This window comes from Streptomyces actuosus (assembly GCF_016921115.1).
Taxonomy (GTDB): domain Bacteria; phylum Actinomycetota; class Actinomycetes; order Streptomycetales; family Streptomycetaceae; genus Streptomyces; species Streptomyces actuosus_A.
The window spans coordinates 17,568-38,821 of sequence record NZ_JAFFZS010000038.1; the positions used below are offsets into that span (position 1 = coordinate 17,568).

Genomic DNA, 21,254 nt, shown 5'->3' on the forward strand with positions numbered 1-21,254 from the left:
TTCACGGTGCATCCTGCCCGGAGTCACCGCGCTCCCACATCATGCGGACCTTGAGGTGGAGGGCCGCCTCCCCGGCCGTGATGACCGCACCGGCCTTCGCCGACAGGTTCACGCCGAACTCCACCTCCACCCCCCGGGGCCCCCGCCTGCCTCAGCGGGTCCTGCACTGCCCGTGCCGTCTCGCGTACGGGGACCAGCGACTCGTGCAGGGTCCGGGGCAGTTCGCGCACCGCGTCGCCGACTCGCCCCGCTACCACCGGTCCGTCGCACTGCGGTGCGCCTTCCACTTCTTCCAGCAGAATCGCCCCGCCGCCTTCCAGCGGCATCCGGGCAAGAGCGGGCACTGTCCTACCTCCTTGGGACCTCCACCTCGGATCTGATCCATTTAACCGGGAAACGTCTCCCGTCGGCCGCTCGTCTCTCTGCTTCCTCAGAGACCGCCACATTCGGATCAGGCGATTCCGTGACCTGGTTCGTGGGTCAGAAGGACGACCGCGGCCTGAAAGCAACGAGCGCATCGGCAAGCATCGCCGACCCGAACCCCGAACCAGCCGTCCCGCGCGTGGACGCCGACGACCCGCTCGCCCCGTACCGCAAGCGGTGCCGGCCGCCGATGGACGTCTACCGTTGTCACCGTCCGGTGCACGGCGGCGCCAGCCACCTGCGGCCCGACGGACCACGGGTCCTGGAGGAGTGGGACGCCTTCACCTACCAGGTGATCGGCACGGCACCGAGCCTCGCCGCCGCCCAGAACTGGGTTGCGCGACCCCGGCCACACCTCGGTCCACGTCACCTGATCGGCCCCGGAAGCGACCGCACCCGCGCCCAGGTACGCGACGACCACGCCCGGGGCGTGTGCCCCGCTCCCGTCGATCCCCCCGCCCGTGGGATCGGAATCGAGGCCTGAAGCGGAATCGGCTGGTCAAGGGCCCCAGGGAGAAACGGGGTTAGGAAGTCCAGGGGGGTGTCGGAGGCAGACCGCCGACGGTTTCGCCCGTATCCCCTGCGCCACCCACGCCTCCGCCCATGCCGCCCATGCGACCAACGCCGCCCGGTGCCGGGGCACCCAGTAGCACACGGCGCCGAGTGCTGGTCGGCGTCGCCGTAGGGACGGTCGTTGCCCTCCTGTCGACCCTTCTCACCGTCCTATGGCCCGGCGAAGCGCAGTCCAGCCTTCTCGACGGTCTACCCGCGTCGCTCGCGTATTTCCCGACGGCGCCGGAGTTCCAGTTCGACGGGCTCTTCGATGCGACGGTGTGCGTGTGGCGGGAGAAGGAGGCCAAGGCCTGGCAGTGCGGTCCGGTCGAGTTCGCCTCGGATGGCTCGGACGCGAGGTTCTCCTCGGCGAGGGTGTGCAGGGGCAGACAGTCGGGTGCGGTCGTCGTGCTGATCTCCTTACGAGACTTCGACACTTCGAAGATCAGCCGGTGGCCGTTCGTCTATGCGGGCACCATCCCGATGCCCGAGCAGACCCCCGGATCAGGTCGAACCATTACACCACTTCCCTGGACGCAGCCCCCGGACCTGAGGGAACCGCAGTGGGGGCGCCGGAATGGCGCCCCCACTGCAACGGCCGTGCGGCATTACCGGGTTCAGAGCAACCCGATAATGCCGTTGACGATGGCGGTCACGATTTCCGGGATCTGGCCGAGGATGGTCGACACCATTGCCATCACCTTTCCTCCCTGGACGACACACCCCGCAGGGTGATTTCACGAAACAGCGTACCCGTCACTTCGGCTGAATTACTGACCGCGCACTACATTCACTCCGGTGGGCCAATTCCAGTGGACAGGGGGAAAGGAATATGTTCTGAGGCGCCATTGACGGGGTGCACACCCCATTACAGGGTCGTGTCCCTCGTCGTGGTGTAAGCAATCAACTGGCGCGCTTCTGAGGTTTGCGTTTCGGGGTGACGTGGCTTCAGCGGACGAGCGTATTCCGGTGGCATGAGCTGTACCGATGGGGTGGCCCGACCGCGGTGGAGCGGGCCCGGGGCCGCCCGGGAGCAGTGACTGACCGTCTTCCGCCTGCCGGCCTACGCGCCGGACCTGAACCTGGCCGAAGGTGTGTGGGCGAACTTGAAGAACGACCTGGGCAGCCTTGCGGCCCGCACCGTCGACGCCCTGGCGGCCTTCACCCGCACCCGGCTGAAGAAGATGCAGTACCGGCCCGGCCTCTTCGACGGCTTCATCGCCGAGACCGGCCTCACCTGGACGCTGCCACGACGTCACCCCGAAGCGAAATCTCCAGTTGTTCGGGGTACTGGGTAGTGCGGGGGCGCTTTCGGGGGGGGGCTCGGCGTAGAGCTCGTCCATGCTGCCTTCGGGGATGGACATGACGGGAGGCGAACCCGCCCTCTTCATCGAGCTATTGATCGCCCACGGTCAGGAACTCGTCTACATCCCCGGCATCGCAGTGAACCGCGCCACCGACAGCTACCGCGGCGAGGGCAAGACCGACGCCCGGGATGCGAAGGTCATCGCCGACCAAGCCCGGATGCGCCGGGACCTGCAACCGATTCGCCCCGGTGACGAGGCAGCCATCGAACTGCGGTTGCTGACCGAGCGCCGTTCCGACCTGGTCGAAGACCGAACTCGCGCGCTCAACCGACTCAAGTCGCTGTTGAACAGCATGTTCCCGGCTCTGGAACGAGCCCTGGACTTGGGCAGAGTCGGCTCCTTGGTCCTACTGACGGAACATCAGAGCCCGGCAGGGATTCGCCGCACGGGCCAACGGCGCCTGACGACCTGGCTGCGCAACCGCAAGGTCTACCGCCCGGACGTCCTTGCGACCAAGGCCGTCGAGGCCGCAGAGCGCCAGCACACAGCCGTTGCCGGTGAGAAGGCGATCTCCGAGATGGTGCACACGCTGGCGCAGGATGTGCTGACCCTCAACGAGAAGATCACCGAGGTCGACAAGCTCATCGAGGCCCGGTTTCGCGAGCACGAGCTCGCCGAGGTGATCACCTCCATGCCCGGCATCGGCGCCATCCTGGGCGCCGAACTCCTCGCCGCCACCGGCGGCAGCATGGATGCGTTCCCCACCCCGGACCGGCTCGCCGCCTTCGCCGGAGTGGCGCCCGCGCCACGAGACTCCGGGCAGGTCAACGGTAACCTCCACCGCCCCAAGCGATACCACCGACGCATGCAACGCGCTTTCTACCAATCCGCGCTGGTCAGCATCCGCTGCGACCCCAACTCGCGTCGCTTCTACGACAGGAAGAGAGCCGAGGGCAAGCGCCACATCCAGGCTGTCCTCGCGCTGGCCCGTCGCCGTGTCAACGTCCTGTGGGCCTGATCCGTGACCGACGGTGCTACACCGTCACGCCACCAGTGACCTACACCGCTTGACTTCCAGATCGGGAAGCATCTCGACGAGCACGGCGGTGACCAGCCGCAGCGGGGCGTCGTCGTTGGGGAAGACCTGGACGACGCCGGTCCTGCGTTTGATCTCCCGGTTGATCCGCTCCAGCCGGTTCGTGGACTGGAACTTCTTCCAGTGCCGGGGCGGGAAGTCCGCGCACGCGGTCAGGTCCTCCTTCGCCTCCAGCAGCATTGTCTTGACCTTGGGGAACTGGGTGGCCGAGCATGTCGGCGACGGTGTCCAGCTGGGTGCGCGCGAGGCCGACGGTGGGCTGGGTGAAGACCGTGCGGATCGTCGCGGAGACCATCTCGCCGGAGTCCCGGTCGATCACGCTGAAGACGTTGCGCAGAAAATGGACGACAACGCCGCCAGACGGCGCCGAGCATGACCTTGCGGACCGCAGCGACCAGGCCCGAGTGCTGGTCGGTGACGACCAGGCGGACCCCGGACAGGCCGCGTTCACGCAGGGAGCGCAGGAACTCCTTCCAGAACGTCTCGCTCTCGCTGTCGCCGACCATCAGGCCCAGGACCTCGCAGTTGCCGTCCTCGGTGATGCCGGTGGCGACCACGACGGCCCGCGAGACGATCTGGTGGCTCACCCTCCCCGTGCAGTAGGTCGCGTCCAGATAGACGTAGGGGACGCGGAGGTGGTCCAGCGGGCGGGTGCGGAACGCGGCCAACGGCTCGTCCAAAGCCGCGCACATCTGTGAGACCTCCGACCTGGAGGTCCCGCTGTCCCCGCCGAGGGCTTCGACCAGGTCGTCCACGCTGCGGGTGGAGACACCGTGCACGTATGCCTCCATGATGACGGCGTAGAGGTATTGGTCGAGACGGCGTCGGCGTTCCAGCAGCGAGGGGAAGCAGTTGCCGGTGCGGACCTTGGGGATGGCCAGGTCCAGGTCGCCGGCCAGCGTGGTGAGCACCACCCGCAGACGCCCGTGCCCATGCGTCGACGCATTCCTGTGAGTGCTCAAGCAAGTACGGAGAGATCTGCACCAGCGCGAGGTCGGGACAGTCGGTCCCTCTGCCTCGTGGGCAAGGCGGGGGTGGGGAAGCGCACCTCCCAGCACGATTGCGGTGCCGGCCACGGTCCGGTCCTCGTGGATGTTGATCTGTTGGCCGGTTTCGACGTACGCCCGGTGAGTAGGGGTGAGGGGAATGGTGTTGCAGTCGACTACATATACCTTCAGGTCGGACGCCAATGGCCACCCGCCGATCTTCAGCCCGGTGGATCAGCCTCTTCGAAGCACCGCCTCGAGCATGGCCCGTCACTGACCTGGGACAGTGCCCAGCGGCACACGGGCGAGTACTCACCGTCCGCGCTCTCATCCAGCGCCACGAACCGTGCCGACTCGACAGGAAATGACGCGGGGAGGATGCGCGACCGGAGAGGGCGTAGAAAGGGCATATGGGTGCACGAGGTGTGTCGAAAGGCCGTCTGTCGGAGCAGCGCACGGGGCGTGGGCTGCTCGTGATCGCGCTCGCACTGATCGTGGTCATCACTGTGGCGGACATCGGTATCGGAACCAGTGTTCATCTGGGGCCGTTGCTGGTCATCGCGCCGGCGTTGACCGCCTCCTTCGCCGGACCGAGACTGACCGCGCTGGTCGGGGCTCTGGCGCAGGCTGCCCTGCTGTTCATCTCCATATTTCACGGTGGACTCACCACGACCAATCACGTGGCGCAGCTCATCGCCTTGGCCGTGCTGTCGGCTCTGGTGGTCTTCATCTGCTACGTGCGGGAGCGGCATGCCTCGCAGCTGAACCGGGTACGGTCGGTGGCCGAGACGGCACAGCGGACCCTGCTGCGGCCTCCACCCCGCAGGGTCGGACCCCTGCGGGTGGCTTGGCTGTATCTGGCCGCCGAGGACGAGGCCCAGATCGGGGGTGACCTGTTGGCGGTCGCCCGCACCGATCACGCCTGCACCCGGGTACTCATCGGAGACGTCCGAGGCCACGGGCTGGCCTCCATCGGCGAGGCATCGGTGGTGATGGGCGCGTTCCGTGAGGGCGCACCACGGTACGACTCCTTGCCCGAACTCGTCACCGCCGTCGAAGAGAGCGTCTGCCGGAACCTGGAGGATGGCGCCGATACCGCGCACGACGCCGGCGAGCATTTCATCACCGCCGTCATGCTCGACATTCACGACCAGGGCCTGCAGGCCGAGATGCTCAACTGCGGCCATCCGCCGCCCCTGTTGATCCGTGGCGGCCAGGTGACCGTCCTGAACTCCCTGCGTCCCGCACCCCCGCTGGGTCTGTGTGGCCTCTGGGTGCGGAACGACCGCTCCGACCACTTCACCCTGGAAGCGGGCGACATGCTACTGCTCTACACCGACGGCGTGATCGAAGCCCGCTCACCGACGGGGGCCTTCTACCCGCTCGTCGAGCGCCTCGCCGCCTTTCCCGCCTCGAGCCCTGACGCCCTGCTGCACCACATTCACCGCGACCTGCTCGAGCACACCAGCGAGCAACTCAGCGACGACGCCGCCTTCCTGGTCATCGAACGCACAGCCCCGCGCCATCTGCGCCGACCATCCCCCATCTCCCAACCGGCGAATCTGCCCCGTCTGCATCCGGCCGACCGTCACCGCCTGGCCCGCTGAGGACACTCCGCGCTCCCGCAGGTGGTCATTTCCAGTTCCGCTCCGACCGCGCCATCCGACGCCACCAGACCCTCGCAAGGGGGCTCGGCGGCCTGCCGCCCGGCCCGCCCGTCGTGCAGCATCTGTCCGTGCGCTGCCTCGCCGCCCCGCCCGGTGGACGAGATCCAGCGCATCACCCAGACGCGGCGCCGTCACCGATGCACCAGCACCCTGTTCTCCCCCGATGTCCCGGCCGGCACCTGGACACTGGTCCCGGCCACCGCGACGAGCGTGCAACTGCCCTGCGCCCTTGTCTCGCTGCTAGTCGAAGGCCGGGGCCCCGGCTGCCGCTCCGGAGGCGGTTGCGGATCGGGGCGGCCAGCTCGGGGATCGTGTGCGGGATGCCCCGTAGGCGGAGCCAGGTGCGACTCGCCTTCGAGCTGTCGCCCTCGTCACCGATGACGTAGACGTGCCCGGCGGCCGGCCGGGGCCGATGCGGGGCACCGGGATCGCCCCGCTCACTGTGAGGGGAACTGAGTGCAGTCGTCGGTGTCACTGCCGGTGACCACGGGTGTGAGGGGGCAGCCGACTGTGCGATGCCACCTTTCGGGCTCCGGTGACTTGGTGGATGGTGGGCCCGCACGATCGTGGAGTCGACCGACTCCAGCCAGTGGATGTCTCCCGCCGCGTCCGCCTGGGTCTGCGCCGTCTGGGGCATCCGCTTGAACATGCCGTTCTCGGCCCACCGGCGAAACGGGGGGTATGGAGCATGGCCCACGGTCCGTACCGCTCGGGTGCACATCCCGCCCAGGTCGCCCGGGTACGGACCTTCCGCTCGATCCCGTTGAGGACGTTCCGGTGGTCCAAGCTCTTACACACCCGCAACGGCTCGGGCAGCGGCGGCCGGACGAACTCCCACTCCGCATGGGACAGATCGTGGGGAACGTGTCACCCGACCGTGATCCACCACCGGCGATCACGGGACGACAGGTCCGCAGCGTCGCCGTACGCGGCTGCCGACAATCCCTGGGAACCTCGGGTCTGATGTGCTCGATCGTTCTCGACGTCGATCGAATGGGAAACGGGTTGTGACGCCCTAAGCTCTTTCGTAACGCCTCGCCTCCGTGACGAATGACTGGAGCCGCCCATGAGGGGACGGAAGCGTCAGGTCTGCGCCGCCCCGCTGCCGGATCGCGGCCGTGGCCGGACTCCCGTCTACTGCTCCGCGGCCTGCCGCCAACGCGCCTACCGCCACCGACGCACCGCAATCGACCAGCCGGCGGCCGACCTCCTCGCGGACATCGAGCAGCGTGTGAAGACCCTGGCTCTGCAGCCTCCGCATGCTTTCCGCTCGGACGCCGAGGCCCTGGCCGCGGCGGTACGCAAGCTGCGGCGGCTGGCCCACAACGTCACGCAGGTCGCCGTGACGAATACTGCGGAACGGCCGCCGGACTCCGACGACGAGGTCGACTTCGCCACACTCGTCGAACCCCACCGCACATGGTTGCACCTGCACTGCTACCGCATGGTGGGCTCCTACGACGACGCCGAGGACCTGGTGCAGGAGACCCTGCTCAAGCCTGGCGCGACCGATCCGGTTTCGAGGGCCGAGCAACGCCCCGGACCTGGTTGTACCGGATCGCCACCAACGCCTGCATCGACCACCTGCGCCGCACCGGCCGCCGTCCCCGGCGGTACGAGCCGGTGCCCGGCATCGAGTCCGGCATCGGCGAGCCGCCGGACCGCCTTCCCTGGTTGCAGCCCTATCCGGACCGGCTGCTCGACGAGTTGTCGGCCGACGGTGCGCAGCCGGAGACCGCCACCGAGTCGCGGGAGACCGTGGAACTGGTCTTCCTCGCCGCGCTCCAGCACCTCCCGCCCCGGCAGCGCGCGGTGTTGATCTTCCGTGACGTGCTGGGCCGCTCCGCGGAGGAGGTGGCGACGCTGATGGACATGAGTGTCGCCGCATCCAACAGCGCCTTGCAGCGGGCCCGGCAGACGCTGCGTGAGCGGCTGCCTCGACGGCGGATGGACTGGGCAGTCGGGAAACGCGGTCAACAGGAGCACGACATCGTGCGCCGCTACATGGTCGCGGCCGAACGCGCGGACGTGTCGATGATGGCCGACCTGCTCAGCGCCGACGTGGTGGTGACCATGCCACCCAATCCGGTGTGGTTCGCCGGCCGGGACGCACTGCTCCGGCATCTCGGACGGGTGTTCGACCCAACCTCGCCGGGGTACTACGGTCGCTGGCGGCACCTGCCGGTCTGTGCGAACCGGCAGCCGGCCGTCGCCGGCTACGTGCAACGGCCGGGGACCTCGGTGTACCGGGCGCAGATGGTCGACGTGCTGCGCATCGAGGCCGGACGCATCGTGGAGATCACCACGTTCGAGGCCCACCTGGTCGCCGCGCTCGGTCTACCGCTCAGGCTGCCGGTCGAACACGCCGCCGACGGGCACCGATGACAGACCCCTCCGGCCGACGTCCAACTCTTCGAAGTCGTCACCGATTCGGGAAAACAGGAGAGATCATGACCACGCAGAAGTTCCAGGTCGAGCGTACCTACGCCGCCTCACCAGAGAAGATCTGGGAGCTGTGGACCACCGAGGCCGGTATCGAGGCCTGGTGGGCGCCGGAGGGGTTCACCGTGCACGTCGACGCCCTGGACCTGCGCGTCGGCGGCACCTTGACCTACGCGATGACCGCGACCGGCCGCGAGCAGGTCGCGTTCATGGAGAGCGCGGGCCTGCCGCTGAGCTCGACTTCTCACAAGACCTTCACCGAAATCGAGCCCACCCGGCGTCTGGCCTACACCACGCTCGCCGACTTCATCCCCGGCGTCGAGCCGTACGAGTTCCTCACCGAAGTCGAGCTGCGTCCGACCGCCGACGGTGGAACGCATGTGACCATGACGGCCGACACCATGCACGACGAGGAATGGACCGGGCGGCTGGCCGCCGGTCGGGCGAACGAGATGGACAACCTCGCCAAGGTGGTCGGGTCCTGACCGATCGAGTCCGCGTGCCGTTCGCACTCGTCGGGAGCGAGGGTGCTACGGACGAGTTCGAGCAAACGCCCTGTGCCCAACGCGTAGCCACGTTGGGCACAGGGGTGTTCGACGTGGGGTTGCGTCCTGGGAAGCTCTACCGGGTTCACTCTTCGCAAGGTGCGAGTGTCCGCAGAGAGCCGCCTGTCAGCTCGGAACATCGTTCGGTGCCAGTGCTGCGCCGTCGGACTCCCGCGCCGCCGGGAGCTCCGCGACCCGATGCCGGCGGACCGAGCGGACGGCGGATACGGCCAGAACGAGCACTCCTGCTCCGAACACCACGTTGCCGACCAGGCCGACAGTGACCGGGACGCCCATGTCTGCCGCGTGGGTGAAGCCCACCCAGACGTAGGTCAGCAGTGCACCGATGGCCACCGCGGTGTTGTGCCCCGCTCCCCAGCCGCGGTTGCGCGACGAGCGGATGGCCAGGACCAGAGCCGTGGCGGCCAGCAGCAGCCAGATGAGGGCCGAGATCCAGTCCGGCACGCGGTCCCGCAGCAGCGCCTGGCTGACCCAATAGGCGCTGGTGAGGACGAAAGCCACACATCCCGCCCACCACAGGCCGGGAACGGCGGCCTGGGCCTGGGGCCGTGGGGTGTGGCCGGCGAGGCAGGCCGCCACCACAAGGACGACGATCAGGACCGTACCGGTGGTCCACTGCCCCGTCGAGGCCATGAACCTGTCGTTGTAGGCATACTGCAGGGCGGCCAGGGCCAGCGAGCCCACCACGAACACCAGTGTGGTCGTGCTCAGAGCGAGCCGTCCCAGCCATGGCCGCCGCGTGTCTCGGCTGAAAGCCTCGACGAGCGCGATCGGCACACAGATGCTCCAGATCATGTGCATCGAGATCACGTCCTGGAGGAGGGCCACGCTGGTGCCGAGCAGCGGCAGGTGGGCGCCCGCGTAGACGAGGCCGAAGTCGAGGCCGCCGTAGCGGGGGTTCCAGAGCATCTGGTCGACCGGCCCCTCCTCGAACAGCGTAGGCAGCGCCGAGCAGCAGCATCGTCGGCCAGCCGCGTCCGGTGCGCCGTGCGGTCTCTCGGATGAGCAGGGCTCCGCACCCGTACAGCGGAATGAACACGAAGAGTGCTTCCAGGTCGCTGATCGGCGTGTTGCCCAGGAGGAACTCGCCGATCAGCGGGGCCAGCATGATCAGGGTGAGGGCCGAGCGCCATCGGTGCGGGGTTTTGCGCACTTCGTTCATGCATTCGACGCTAGGTCCAGATCCTCGGCCGTCGCTTCTGCCGTCCGGCCAGAGGCGTTGGGCCACCTGGCCAGAGTGTCGGCTATTCGGTTTGCGCGTCGTGGGCGAGCAGGGCCAGCTGAAGGCGGCTGTCCAGGTCGAGTTTGGTCAGGGCGCTGGACAGGTGGGCCTTGACCGTGCCGGTGGACAGGTGAAGCCGCTGGCCGATCTCGGCATTGGACAGCCCCTCGGCCACCGCGTCGGCGATCTGACGTTCCCGCCCGGAGAGCACAGCGAGCCGGTGCCGCGCCTGTTCGGTGCGGATGTTGGCCCCCGCCGCTGCGTGTTCGATGAGCGCTCGTGCCGCCGCTGGGGAGAGCGCCGGCTCACCGAGGAGGCCCGGCGCACCGCCTCGACGATTTCCTCGGGCCGGGTGTGCTTGAGCAGGTAGCCCGCGGCTCCGGCGCGTATGGCTTCCAGGATGAGGCCGTCGGCGTCGAAGGTGGTCAGCATGATCACCTGAGGAGCGCGGCCTCGGTGGGTCACGGTGCGGGTCGCGGCGATCCCGTCCATGCCCGGCATTCGGATGTCCATGAGGACGACGTCGGGCGCATGCCGCCGCACGGCCTGGACCACGTCTGCGCCATCTTCGACCTCGCCGACGACCTCTATGTCGGGTGTGCCGCTCAGCATCAGGGCCAGCCCGGCCCTCACCAGCGGGTCGTCGTCGACCAGCAGGACACGGATCGTCTTCGTCATCTCACGGGCCAGAGTAGCTGGGCCTGCAGAGTGAAGGCTTGGCCGTCACTGCCGTATTCGAGCAGGCCGCCGTCCAGTCGCACCCGCTCGGCCAGTCCGGCCAGACCGGTTCCGGTGCCCGGGATCTCACGTCTGGGCCACGTCGCGGGCATCCGGTTGCTGATCTCCACAACCAGGCCCGAGCCCGGTTCACCGCTCAGCCGTACGCTCACCTTGGCCCTCGGGGCATGCTTGCGCGCGTTGGTCAGGCCCTCCTGGACCACCCGGTACACCGTGCGCTCGGACTGCGGGCGGGGCGGGTTGGCTTCATGACCGGCGAGCTCGTTGTGGAAGTCCACCTTCTGCCCTGCCGCTCGGGCCTCATCGACCAGCTTCGGCACGTCGGCCAGGGAGGGTTGCGGGGCCATCGGTTCGCCGACGCCGACCTCGGTGCGCAGCACCAGCAGTACGTCCTGCAACTCGTCCACGGCCTGGTGTGCGTTGTCGCGGATGATCTGTGAGCTCTGCAGGATCTCGGTGTCGCTCATGTGCCGTCCGGTTCCGGCGGCGGACTGCTCGGCCCGATAGGCCAGGGCGCCGGCATGGACCGACAGCAGCGAGATGCGGTGGGCCAGGACATCGTGCATCTCGCGGGCGATGGCCTCACGTTCGTCGCGGCGGATGTCGGCCAGCCGCTGGACATGCTCCTTGCGCTCCAGATCGGCTTCGCGCCGTACCGCCAGTGTCCACAGCCGTCGAGCCCGCAGGGTACTGCCCCACGCGAAGGAACCCAGGTAGTACCCGAGTGCGAAGGCCACCCCGGCCAGCCCGTCCGTCTCCCAACCTGCAAGGAGCAGTCCGCCGAGCGCACTCGCCACCAGATACAGACCGAGCACCGCCAGCGAGCGCCGCCACGGCAGCCTCAGCGCAAGGTTCACGGTGATCACGATGCCCGCGCCGAAGAAACTGCTGGATACGGCCACCGCCGGCAAGGCCAGTAGTGCCACAGTCAGCGGATGGCTCCGGCGCCACCACAGCGACAGGCAAGCCAGCATCCCCAGCAGCAGGTCCGCCGCCAGGAGCCAGTCCGAGGGGTGATCGTACTTCTGGACGAAGCCGCAGACCGCCAAGCCCAGCAGGGTAGCGCCGCCGAACGTAAGCGCGTCGACCATCCAGTCCCGCGTGGTCCTGCGGACCTGGCCCTGGTCTTCGCCGGCCAGGAACGCGCCGGGCAGCAGCCATTGCGGCACGGGCTGTTCTGCAGTGCCGTTGCGTCTCACGTTCCACACGATAGGTCCGCCGGCAACCGGCCGGGACGGAGGCGCGCGCTCTGAAGCCACCGGCAGTCACCTGGTCGCTCTCGGCATAGAACTCCGCGAGCCCTGTGCGCTTCCTGCGGCTGCGCGACGACCTCACCGTGCAGGAGGTTCCGCCCTTCGGGACGTGACCGCGTCCTAGCGCGAATCTCATCCGCGACCGGCTGCCTGCGTTCGGCGGCTGCGCGTGTGGCACGAGCCGAAATCCTCGCCCCGCGCCGGTACTTCGCTCCGGCGCGCAGGGGCGGGGCGCAGCCAGATGCGTGCGTCGAGGCCGGTGCCGGGGGCGGGGTGGAGGGTGATGGCGCCGCCGGAGGCGTCGACGAGGTGACGGACGATGGGCAGACCGAGGCCGGTGCCGTCGTGGTGGGAGTCCGAGGAGCGCCAGAACCGGTCGAAGGCGCGCCCACGGTCGGCGTCGCTCATGCCCGGGCCCTGGTCAACGACGTGGAGTTCGGTACCGGGAGCGCGGTGGAGGGTGATGGTGGTGCTGGGTGGGCAGACGCGCAGGGCGTTGGCGAGGAGGTTGTCGATGATCTGCTCGAGGGCGCCGGGGATCGCCCACACGTGGCCGGCAGGTGGGCCACTGGTGCCGAGGGCGACGTACTGCTCGGCGGCCAGCGGCTCCCACATCGCCACCCGGTCGGCAAGGACAGCGTCCAGATCGACGGGTTCGGGGGTGGTCGCGCTGTTTTCCAGGCGGGCCAGGGCGAGCAGGCCTTGCACCATGCGGCCGAGGCGTTCGACCTCGTGGACGGCTTCCTCCAGGCTGCCGTGGGCACGCGGGTCGAGGTAGGGCTCGAAGTTCTCCAGCCGCAGCCGTAGTGCGGTCAGTGGGGTTTTCAGCTGGTGGGAGGCCTCGGAGGCGAACGCCTGCTGGGCCTTGAGCAGATGCTGCAGCCGGGTCGCGGTGTGAGTGAACGACGTGGCCAGACTCCGCAGTTCGGGCGGTCCGGTGGTGGCGTCGGGTGGATGAGGCAGGTGCCCGTCGGCGAGCTGGGTGGTCGCGGCCTCCAGGGTGCGCAGAGGGCGGGTGATCCAGCGGGCCAGACTGAAGGCGACCAGCGCGACCGCGGTGAGGATGCAGGCTCCGGCCAGGGCCAGGGCGCCCCAGATGCGGTGCACCCGGGTACTGACCTGGTCCAGGGGATAGGTCAGGCGCAGGGCGCCGCGGATCGTGGTGCCCGAGGAGCCGGGCATGGTCGCGGACAGCACGTCACGGCCGTCGCCGTCGGCCGTGGTGGTGACGGTGGGCTGGTTGTTCAGGGCGCGGGCGATGTCCGGCTGGGCGGCGAGGCTGATACCGGTGCGGCCGTCGGGACCGGAGTCGGCCAGGACGATGCCCTGTTTGTCGGTGACGACGACGTGGCCGCCGGTGCGGGTGGCGTAGTCACCGACCACGTCCGGCAGCGCATCGAGCCGGCCCTTTTCGATGTTCTCCTCGGTGACCTCGGCGAGCATGGAGGCGTCGCGTTCCACGCTCTGGGCGGCGCGGGAAGTCTCGCCGCGTGCGTAGATGTAGCCGAGCGGGATCTCCAGTCCGGCCAGCACGAGAACGGCCAGGGCGAGGTAGCTGAGGAGGAGACGGCGGGTCATCCGGCCGCCTCGGAGACGGGGGGTTCGCCGGGGACGGTGAGGCGGAAGCCGACGCCGCGGGCAGTGGTGATCCATCCCGGGTCGCCCAGCTTGCGGCGCAGGGCGGCCACGTGAGCGTCGAGGGTCTTGGTGGGGCCGAAGAAGTGCGGGTCCCAGACCGTGTCCATGATCTGCTGCCGGGAGTGCACTGTCCCAGGATCGTCCGCGAGGAAGGCGAGCAGGTCGAACTCCCTGGGGGTCAGAGCGATGTGCCGGCCGTTCAGATGGACCTCGCGGGTGCGGCGGTTGAGGGCCAGCGGCCCCAACACCTGTGCTCCGGAGGCCGGCTGGTGTGGTTCGGGTGATTCCGCGGGCCCGGTCGGCGTGAAGGCGGGGGCTCCTGCGCGGCGGGCGACTGCGCGGATACGGGCGATCAGTTCCCGTACACCGAAGGGCTTGGCGAGGTAGTCGTCGGCGCCGAGCTCCAGGCCGACGATACGGTCGGCTTCCTCTCCCCGCGCGGTGATCATGATGATGGGGACGGCAGAGCGGGCCCTGAGGCTGCGGCAGACGTCCAGGCCGTCCATGTCGGGTAGACCGAGATCCAGCAGGACCAGGTCCGGCGCGGTTGTGGTGTCGGCGAGGCCGGCAGTGCCGGTGCGGACGTGGTCCACGGTGAACCCGTAGCGTCCCAGGCCCTCGGTGAGGGGGCCGGCGATTCGGTCGTCGTCTTCGATGAGCAGCAGCCGCATGGCGCCAGGTTCGCACAGCTGTGCCAGGGGAGTTGGGGGGTTCACGGGAAGCCACCAGGGACCGGAGAAGACGAACGGGACGATGCAGGACAGGATGTGCTGCCCGGCCGACGTGACCGGGAGGACGGCGTCGGCCGGACGGCGGCGGGACGGCGGTGGCGCCGATCAGGGGAGTCGGTCCTCGGCGTCGTCGCCGTCCTCGCGTCCTTGCTCCTGCCCCCGTGTTCCTCGCCGGGGCCCTGCTCAAGCCGGTAGCCGACGGCGAGCTCGTCTGCGTGGGCGCAGTGGCGGCACCTGCGCTGCCACTGGGCGACGTGGGGCTGGCCGTGGCGTCCGGCGCCGTCGCACTCGGCGCCGTGTCGACGATCGCTGTCTGTGCCGTGTCTGCGGGCGAGTCGGACGCGCCGGGGTTCGGATGGCCTCGGATTCTCCCTTCCAGCGGCTCAGGCCGTGGCCGTCAGCCGGCGTCGTCGGCCTCCTCGGTACCCTCCTTCTTGGTGTCGGTGACCTTGAAGGACTTGTCGATGTACACCTCGATCGTCGTGCCGTCCGACTGCTTCACCTCCACCGCGTACATGCCGGGCTTCTCCGCGTCCTCCTCGGACTTGACCACCGTGCCCGGGTACGCGGCGAGCGCGGCGGCCTCGGCCTTCTGCTTGATGTCACCGGTCAGCGGTGGCTCCGTCTTGTCGTCGGTGTCACCGCCGGTCGCCTCGGCGCCGCCCGTGCTCTGGGCCTGCCGCTGGGTGTCCGGGGTGTCCGCCGCCTTCGAGTCGGAGCCGCCGCAGGCGACCAGCGCGAACATCAACACAGCAGCGGGAGCGGCAAGCACGGCACGGCGGGGCAGAGCACGCATCGGGGGGCCTCCGGACACTGGGGAATCTTGCGGGTTCGAAGGCGGTGGAACCGGCCTTCGGGGGATGACAACGACCCTAGGAACCCGTTGTTGAGAGACAGCCCAGCAAACGGAGAGAGGCAGCCCAGCAGACCGCCAATTCTTCGCCACACCTGGCGCTGTTCACGATGGGCACGTGTTCAGCACCCGGGACGCCTCAGAGCGGCACCACAGGTGTCCGTGCTCGTGCCCAGCGCGCGCTGGAGCGAGGCCGTCGCGGAGGACCTGCCGTCTTCGGCCGCCGTCACGCGGTGCAGACGGACCGGACGGGCGGGTTCAGTCGTCTCCGGCGGCGTGCAGGAGCGTGCGGGCTGCGCGGGCGGCGACCTGCGGATCACGCATCCCCTGGTAGACGGGTGGGATCGGGCGGTCCACACCGAGCAGGGTGTACATCGCCAGCATCGCGGCGTGCACCGAGTACTCCACGGTGAAGACGACGTCGTCGGGCATCTCGACGAACTGGCCGGCGAATGCGAAGTTGCGGGCGCCGTCCGGCACGGCCTCGGGCCGGTCCCCCGGAGCCCGGCAGGCGAAGAGGGCGGAGGCGTAGGGCATCATGGCCGTGGTGATGTCGGTCGTCTCCAGCACGTGGTCGAGGAGATCGTCGAAGCCGAGTTGGCGGACGAGCTCCGTCAGGATCTCCCTGCCGGTCGACTGCGCCATGGGCTTGCGCACGTAGTCGCCTTCGCGGTCGATCTCGAAGCCGTACCCCCACAGGGTGTAGGTTTCCTCGGGCATGTCCGGAAAGTGCGGCTGGTAGGGGACCACGATGGACAGGTGCCAGCCCGACTCGATCCAGGTCATCAGCGCGCCCGTGCCCGGTTCGTTTCCGGTGTAGGCGGTGATGCGCTCGAGGAGCGCCTCGTCGTGCATGGTGAGGGTGAACGACTCCCACTTGTGCTCGTCCACGTTGCCGTAGAAGGACAGGGGACGCCCGAAGTCGTCGGCCTTGCGGGCGATTTCCTCCCACAGCGACCAGCCCTGGTCACGACGGTCCCGGATGAGTTCCGGCACCGTGTCGTTCCCGCCGTAGGTGGAGTCGGCGGTGATCGACCCCAGGGTGATCAGGGTGTAGTCGTCCGGCCCGAGTTCGAGACGCCGGCTGCCGTCGGCGTCCTGGATGTGCAGGCAGGTGGCGCGGCGGCCGGTCTCCGGGGTGCCGCTGAAGTCGACGTCCAGGACCCGGGTGCCGAGGCGTACGTCGACGCCCTGGGCCACCAGCCAGCGCCGGAGCGGCACGACCATCGAGTCGTACTGGTTGTAGACGGTCCTGCGCACGCCGGACAGGGTGTGGATGCGGGGGAACTCCTGGGCGAACCGCAGGAGGTAGCGGCGCAGTTCCGCTGCCGAGTGCCAGCGCTGGAAGGCGAAGGTGGTGCGCCACATCTGCCAGAAGTTGGTCGTGAAGAAGTGCGGGTCGAACATCTCGTCGATCCGTTTGCTGCCGAGCAGGAGTTCCGGTGTGGCTATGAGGCGGGAGAGTTCACTCCGGTCGCGGACGGAGAAGCCGAAATCGGAGGCGTCCAGGATGCGGTGGCGGCCGTCGATGAGGCGGGCCCGGGCATGGGTCCTGATCCGGTTGTTGAACGCGCGCGTCTCGTCCGTGACGCTGACGTCCGGATCCTCCAGTGAGGGGATGGTGCTGAACAGGTCCCACACGCACCGATACGCCTCCTCCTCCAGCATGCGTCCGCCGCGTGTCACGTACGCGTCGCGGTGGGCCGGGGACTTGGCGCCGTCGAGGGAACCACCTTCGACGTCCAGTTCCTCCAGGATGTGGATGTGTCTGCCGGACATGCCGGCGTCGCGGACGGCGAAGGCTGCCGCCGCCATACCGGCAATCCCGCCGCCGACGATCCACAGGTGCTTGTTGTCGTTGTTCATCGCCATGACCTCAATTCCGGACTGGACTCCGTTTCGAGCGTACTCAGTTGTTCCTCTCGATCTTCTATCCTGGACACATGAGGGACCTTTGACCCTGCCGCACTCCGGATCAGGGCCCTTCGGCCCCCGATGACGGCCGTTCTTCACGGAAAGGGCAGCCCATGCAGCCGACCCCTCCCCCGTCGCGGCCCGTAGCAGCGTCCGCCGCGCAGCCTGTCAGCCGCCGGGAGCGGAACAGACAGGACAAGATCCGCCGCATCCTCGGCGCGGCCACCGAACTGTTCGCCGAACGCGGCTACTCGGCTGTCGCCACGCAAGAGATCGCCGATGCGGCCGACATCGGTACCGGCACCCTCTTCCGCTATGCGGGGTCCAAAGCAGGCCTGCTCATGCTGGTGATGAACGAACAGTTGCGGCTCGGCGTCGAACGGGGCATCACGCTCAGCCGAAACGGCACCGCCCCCACCGAGGCGATCCTCGCGCTGGTGGCACCACTGGTCGAATCGGGCTGCCACCACCCCGAGAACACGGCCGCCTACCAACGGGAGACGCTGTTCGGAAGTGGCCCGGAGCGGGAGGCTGCCGCCGCCCATGTCGCCAGGATCGAGTGCGCGATCGAGGAAATCCTGCGCAGGTACGTCGCCACCCGAGGGATGCGCCCCGGACGCGACCTGGGGATGGCGGCCCACGTCATCTACTCGACCATGTACATGGACATCGTGCGGGTCTGCATGGGCCGGGCCCCGGCCGACAGCCTCACCAACCGCCTTCGCCGGTCGGTCGACTACCTGCTGGACACCCTGGTGCGGCCGCCCACCGACAGAGGCACCCCTCCTGGATGAACTCCGGGGGTGCGAAGAGATCGAGCAGGCCGCCGGCCGACCACCGGCGATGTGCCCTATCCGTATGGGCACGTCCCGGAGAGGTCCGCGCAGGACGCATCGTCGTCGCACAGAGGGCGCGGATACGACGAGCGGGGGGACGGGCCCTGTCCCCCGGCCCGATGTTCAGCCGATGGATACCTCCTTCACGTGGCTGTCCCCCTCAATGCCTGGCGCGACTTCGTGACGCGCACCGAGCGCTCCGGTTGGCCCGACCCGTCCACCAAGGCGCCCAGAGGCAGTGCCGGCCGGCACGGTCGGCGGAGGCAGGGCACCGCTCCGGCGTCCGGTCAGCCGGTGGCGCGGAACTCGAGCGTATCGATCACGCGGTTGGAGAAGCCCCACTCGTTGTCGTACCACGCGACCACCTTGACATGGCGGCCGTCGACGCGGGTGAGGGCCGAGTCGAAGATCGACGAGGCGGGATTGCCGACGATGTCGGACGACACGAGCGGATCGTCCGAGTACTCCAGGATGCCGGCGAGCGGCCCCTCCGCCGCGGCGCGGTACGCCGCCAGCACGTCGTCGCGCGTCACGTCGCGGGCGACGGTCGTGTTGAGTTCGACGACCGAGCCCACCGGCACGGGGACGCGGATCGAGTCACCCGACAGCTTGCCGTCCAGGTTCGGCAGTACCAGGCCGATCGCCTTGGCCGCGCCGGTCGTGGTCGGCACGATGTTGACGCCGGCGGCCCGGGCACGCCGGGCATCGCGGTGCGGACCGTCCTGCAGGTTCTGCTCCTGTGTGTAGGCATGCACCGTCGTCATGAACCCGTGCTCGATGCCGGCGAGTTCGTCGAGGACCTCGGCCAACGGCGCGAGCGCGTTGGTGGTGCAGGAGGCGTTCGAGACGATGGTGTGCACGGCCGGGTCGTAGGCGTCGGTGTTGACCCCGAACGCGAGCGTGACGTCGGCACCGTCCGACGGGGCGCTGACGAGTACCTTCCTCGCGCCCGCGTCGAGGTGGGCACGGGCGGCCTTGGCCGAGGTGAAGCGGCCGGTGGCTTCCAGGACGATGTCGACGCCGAGTTCGCGCCAGGGCAACTGCTCCGGTGCACGCTCGGCCAGCACCGTGATCCGACGGCCGTCGACGACAAGGGCGTCGCCGTCGACGCTCACCGGACGCCCGAGTCGGCCGGCCGTGCTGTCGTAGGCGAGCAGCCGGGCAAGAGCGACGGGCTCCGTCAGATCGTTGACGGCGACGATCTCCAGGGCGCTGTCGCGCTCCAGCACTGCGCGCAGCACGTTGCGTCCGATACGGCCGAATCCGTTGATGGCGATGCGAGTCATGAGTGATGTCCCTTCCCTTCCACACCAGGCTCACCCGCGGCTCGCGCCGCTGACAGTGGCGGGACCGCCATGGTTCACAAGGATCACGCCATCCGGTGACGGGCGGGTCCCGCGCCCCGGGTGAAGGTGCGCCGGTACTCGCTCGGCGTGGTGCCGAGGATGTGCTGGAAGTGCAGGCGCAGATTCGCGCCGGTGCCGAGCCCGACGTCGGCGGCGGCGATCTGCTCGACGCCGCGCTGCGAACGCTCGAGCAGTTCGCGGGCCAGGTCGATGCGGGCGCGCATCACCCAGTGCATCGGCGTGCAGGCGGTCTCCTCGGCGAAGCGCCCGGGAGAACGTGCCCGGCGAGGCCTCGCGTCGTGGACGGCGGTGAGATGATCGCCGGGCCGGTAGGTGTACCTGCGAGCGCGGATCCTGCGGCCCGGCCGTGCGATCAGGCTCTGCTGCATGAGCCGGCCCGTCGCGTCCCAGTCAGAGGTGAAACGAAGGTTCTCGCCCACGGTGCGTTCGGTCTCGCGGCCGAGGAGGTCGTGGCCGAAGGCCAGGGTGTGCCGGCCGTCGACGGTGAGGGCGGTGCGGTTGCCGACCTCGTCCCGGTCCAGGTCGGTCCGCGCGCCGGTGGGCGTGGTACGCGAGATCCGCCTGCCCGCCGGGGCGTAACCGAACGGGAGGGTGGTGCCGTCCACGGTCCGAGGCCTTTCTGCCGGCTTTCGGCTGCTGTCGGACGGGACGCGGCGTCGTAGGAGAACGTGGTGCGCGTTTTCCCAGCCGTCTTGGCGGCGAGCCGGCCGTTCTCGTCGAACTCGAACCCGATCTTCCGCCCGGCCGGGTCGGTGCCTGTGACCAGCCGAGTCGTACACGCAGCAGCTGGTACGACCGTCGAAACCGGTCTCGGCGAACACACTGCCCACGGGATCTGATGGAGCCCCGGGTGTGTCCGAGGGGGTGCAGCACGGTCAGCGGTGCGCCGTGCTCATCCAGGCTGGTGCCGTGCTCGAGCACGGTGTCCGGGGTGAACGCCGGGAAGGTCGGGCGTATGGTCCGGCGCAGCAGGTGCCCGAACGGACACAGCACGTCTGGAAGTCACTGCGGCCGTCCGCGGTCGACCCGACAAAGTCACTCCTCTGCCACGGGAGACGGCCGTCCGTCGTCCAGGATGCCCAACAGGCCGACGAAGCTGGCGTCGAGGAACACGCGGAGTTCGTCCCTCGCGCCTGCCTCGTCCACCGGCCAGTTCGTCGTCGCCTCTTCCGCGAAGGCCATCCATGCGCGCGTGGCGATGCGCAGTCGCGGCGTGTCGGGCGCCCCGAGGCGGAGCGCTCCGTCCATCACACGCCGGGCGACGGCCTCCCGGGTCTCATTCACGATGTCCTCGACCGCGGGATGGCTGCCTGCGGCCCCTCGGACCAGCGACAGGTACACCTGGCGGTGCTGAAGCACATACGCGACGAAGCCGGAGATGAATTCTCGTCGCCAGGCCTCCGGCTCCAGCATGCCGTCCGGTTCGACGGCCGTCATGAACCGTTCGCACTCCGTACGGACCACCGCGCGGTAGAAGTCCCGCTTGGAGTCGAAGTAGTGGAAGAGCAGTCCTCGGGAGATGCCGGCCCGACGTGCGACCTCGTCGGTGGACAGTTCGTCCAGGGAGCGTTCCACGAGCATCTCGAGCCCGATACCGACGAGCTGCTGTCTACGCAGTTCAGGGCTGAGGCGAGTGATGCGTTTGCCGGACATGCCCGCAGTC

At 68.9% G+C, this 21,254-nt stretch carries 15 protein-coding genes and 6 pseudogenes; 9 read left to right on the forward strand and 12 right to left on the reverse strand.

Translation table 11 applies throughout. From position 1 onward, the window contains the following. Position 1 precedes the first annotated feature (1 nt). Positions 2-112 carry a hypothetical protein gene (locus tag JS756_RS37900; protein ID WP_307791242.1) on the reverse strand — a complete coding sequence of 37 codons (111 nt, stop codon included), beginning with the start codon at positions 110-112 and terminating at the stop codon, positions 2-4. A gap of 351 nt (positions 113-463) precedes the next feature. Here JS756_RS37900 and JS756_RS37155 point away from each other — a divergent pair, with 351 nt between their 5' ends. From JS756_RS37155 to JS756_RS30555, 4 genes and pseudogenes are all read left to right on the forward strand, one after another. Next, positions 464-907, forward strand: coding sequence for a DUF6087 family protein (locus JS756_RS37155; protein ID WP_240204606.1), 444 nt, complete (start codon positions 464-466; stop codon positions 905-907). A 179-nt stretch (positions 908-1,086) separates the two neighbouring features. Continuing rightward, entirely contained in the window at positions 1,087-1,710 is a 624-nt protein-coding gene (locus JS756_RS30545) for a hypothetical protein (protein ID WP_205386502.1), read from the forward strand. A 305-nt stretch (positions 1,711-2,015) separates the two neighbouring features. Continuing rightward, a pseudogene (locus JS756_RS30550) lies at positions 2,016-2,273 on the forward strand (hypothetical protein); the annotation flags it as partial. A gap of 58 nt (positions 2,274-2,331) precedes the next feature. Beyond that, positions 2,332-3,353, forward strand: a pseudogene (locus JS756_RS30555) (IS110 family RNA-guided transposase); the annotation flags it as partial. Here JS756_RS30555 and JS756_RS30560 read toward each other — a convergent pair. Then, a pseudogene (locus tag JS756_RS30560) lies at positions 3,352-4,295 on the reverse strand (IS256 family transposase); the annotation flags it as partial. The pseudogenes JS756_RS30555 and JS756_RS30560 overlap by 2 nt on opposite strands. A 479-nt stretch (positions 4,296-4,774) precedes the next feature. Between JS756_RS30560 and JS756_RS30565 the strand changes: the two are divergent. The 4 genes and pseudogenes from JS756_RS30565 to JS756_RS30575 all read left to right on the forward strand — a co-directional run bounded on the left by JS756_RS30565 (position 4,775) and on the right by JS756_RS30575 (position 8,958). Further along, entirely contained in the window at positions 4,775-5,971 is a 1,197-nt protein-coding gene (locus JS756_RS30565) for a PP2C family protein-serine/threonine phosphatase (protein WP_205386504.1), read from the forward strand. A 1,504-nt stretch (positions 5,972-7,475) separates the two neighbouring features. Then, positions 7,476-7,576: pseudogene (locus tag JS756_RS37905) on the forward strand (sigma factor); the annotation flags it as partial. A gap of 3 nt (positions 7,577-7,579) precedes the next feature. Next, positions 7,580-8,416, forward strand: coding sequence for an RNA polymerase subunit sigma-70 (locus tag JS756_RS37910; protein WP_307791245.1), 837 nt, complete (start codon positions 7,580-7,582; stop codon positions 8,414-8,416). Positions 8,417-8,481: 65 nt separating this feature from the next. Continuing rightward, positions 8,482-8,958 carry an SRPBCC family protein gene (locus tag JS756_RS30575; protein ID WP_205386505.1) on the forward strand — a complete coding sequence of 159 codons (477 nt, stop codon included), beginning with the start codon at positions 8,482-8,484 and terminating at the stop codon, positions 8,956-8,958. A gap of 186 nt (positions 8,959-9,144) precedes the next feature. Here the strand turns inward: JS756_RS30575 and JS756_RS30580 are convergent, their stop codons facing one another. The 7 genes and pseudogenes from JS756_RS30580 to JS756_RS30610 all read right to left on the reverse strand — a co-directional run bounded on the left by JS756_RS30580 (position 9,145) and on the right by JS756_RS30610 (position 17,346). After that, positions 9,145-9,948, reverse strand: a complete 804-nt coding sequence (locus JS756_RS30580) for a hypothetical protein (protein WP_205386506.1) — start codon at positions 9,946-9,948, stop codon at positions 9,145-9,147. Positions 9,949-10,283: 335 nt separating this feature from the next. Beyond that, positions 10,284-10,939: pseudogene (locus tag JS756_RS30585) on the reverse strand (response regulator transcription factor). After that, positions 10,936-12,198, reverse strand: a complete 1,263-nt coding sequence (locus tag JS756_RS30590; RefSeq protein WP_307791244.1) for a sensor histidine kinase — start codon at positions 12,196-12,198, stop codon at positions 10,936-10,938. The pseudogene JS756_RS30585 and the gene JS756_RS30590 overlap by 4 nt, the downstream one beginning before the upstream one ends. A 186-nt stretch (positions 12,199-12,384) precedes the next feature. Further along, positions 12,385-13,830 (reverse strand): sensor histidine kinase, encoded by a 1,446-nt coding sequence (locus JS756_RS30595; protein WP_205386507.1) that lies wholly within the window; start codon positions 13,828-13,830, stop codon positions 12,385-12,387. Then, positions 13,827-14,561, reverse strand: a complete 735-nt coding sequence (locus tag JS756_RS30600; RefSeq protein WP_205386545.1) for a response regulator transcription factor — start codon at positions 14,559-14,561, stop codon at positions 13,827-13,829. The genes JS756_RS30595 and JS756_RS30600 overlap by 4 nt, the downstream gene beginning before the upstream one ends. 457 nt (positions 14,562-15,018) lie before the next feature. Beyond that, positions 15,019-15,417 (reverse strand): PepSY domain-containing protein, encoded by a 399-nt coding sequence (locus JS756_RS30605; RefSeq protein WP_205386508.1) that lies wholly within the window; start codon positions 15,415-15,417, stop codon positions 15,019-15,021. A gap of 315 nt (positions 15,418-15,732) precedes the next feature. Continuing rightward, positions 15,733-17,346, reverse strand: coding sequence for an oleate hydratase (locus JS756_RS30610; RefSeq protein ID WP_205386509.1), 1,614 nt, complete (start codon positions 17,344-17,346; stop codon positions 15,733-15,735). 155 nt (positions 17,347-17,501) lie between these two features. Between JS756_RS30610 and JS756_RS30615 the strand changes: the two genes are divergently transcribed. After that, on the forward strand, positions 17,502-18,182 hold the full coding sequence (locus JS756_RS30615) for a TetR/AcrR family transcriptional regulator (RefSeq protein WP_205386510.1): 681 nt from the start codon (positions 17,502-17,504) through the stop codon (positions 18,180-18,182). A 329-nt stretch (positions 18,183-18,511) separates the two neighbouring features. Here the strand turns inward: JS756_RS30615 and gap are convergent, their stop codons facing one another. The 3 genes and pseudogenes from gap to JS756_RS30635 form a co-directional block, all read right to left on the reverse strand. Then, on the reverse strand, positions 18,512-19,510 hold the full coding sequence (gap, locus tag JS756_RS30620) for a type I glyceraldehyde-3-phosphate dehydrogenase (RefSeq protein ID WP_205386511.1): 999 nt from the start codon (positions 19,508-19,510) through the stop codon (positions 18,512-18,514). Between the two features lie 83 nt (positions 19,511-19,593). Next, positions 19,594-19,858 (reverse strand): annotated as a pseudogene (locus JS756_RS30625) (helix-turn-helix domain-containing protein); the annotation flags it as partial. A 768-nt stretch (positions 19,859-20,626) separates the two neighbouring features. Further along, a complete protein-coding gene (locus JS756_RS30635; protein WP_205386513.1) occupies positions 20,627-21,244 on the reverse strand; it encodes a TetR/AcrR family transcriptional regulator in 618 nt (205 codons plus the stop codon). Positions 21,245-21,254 lie beyond the last annotated feature (10 nt).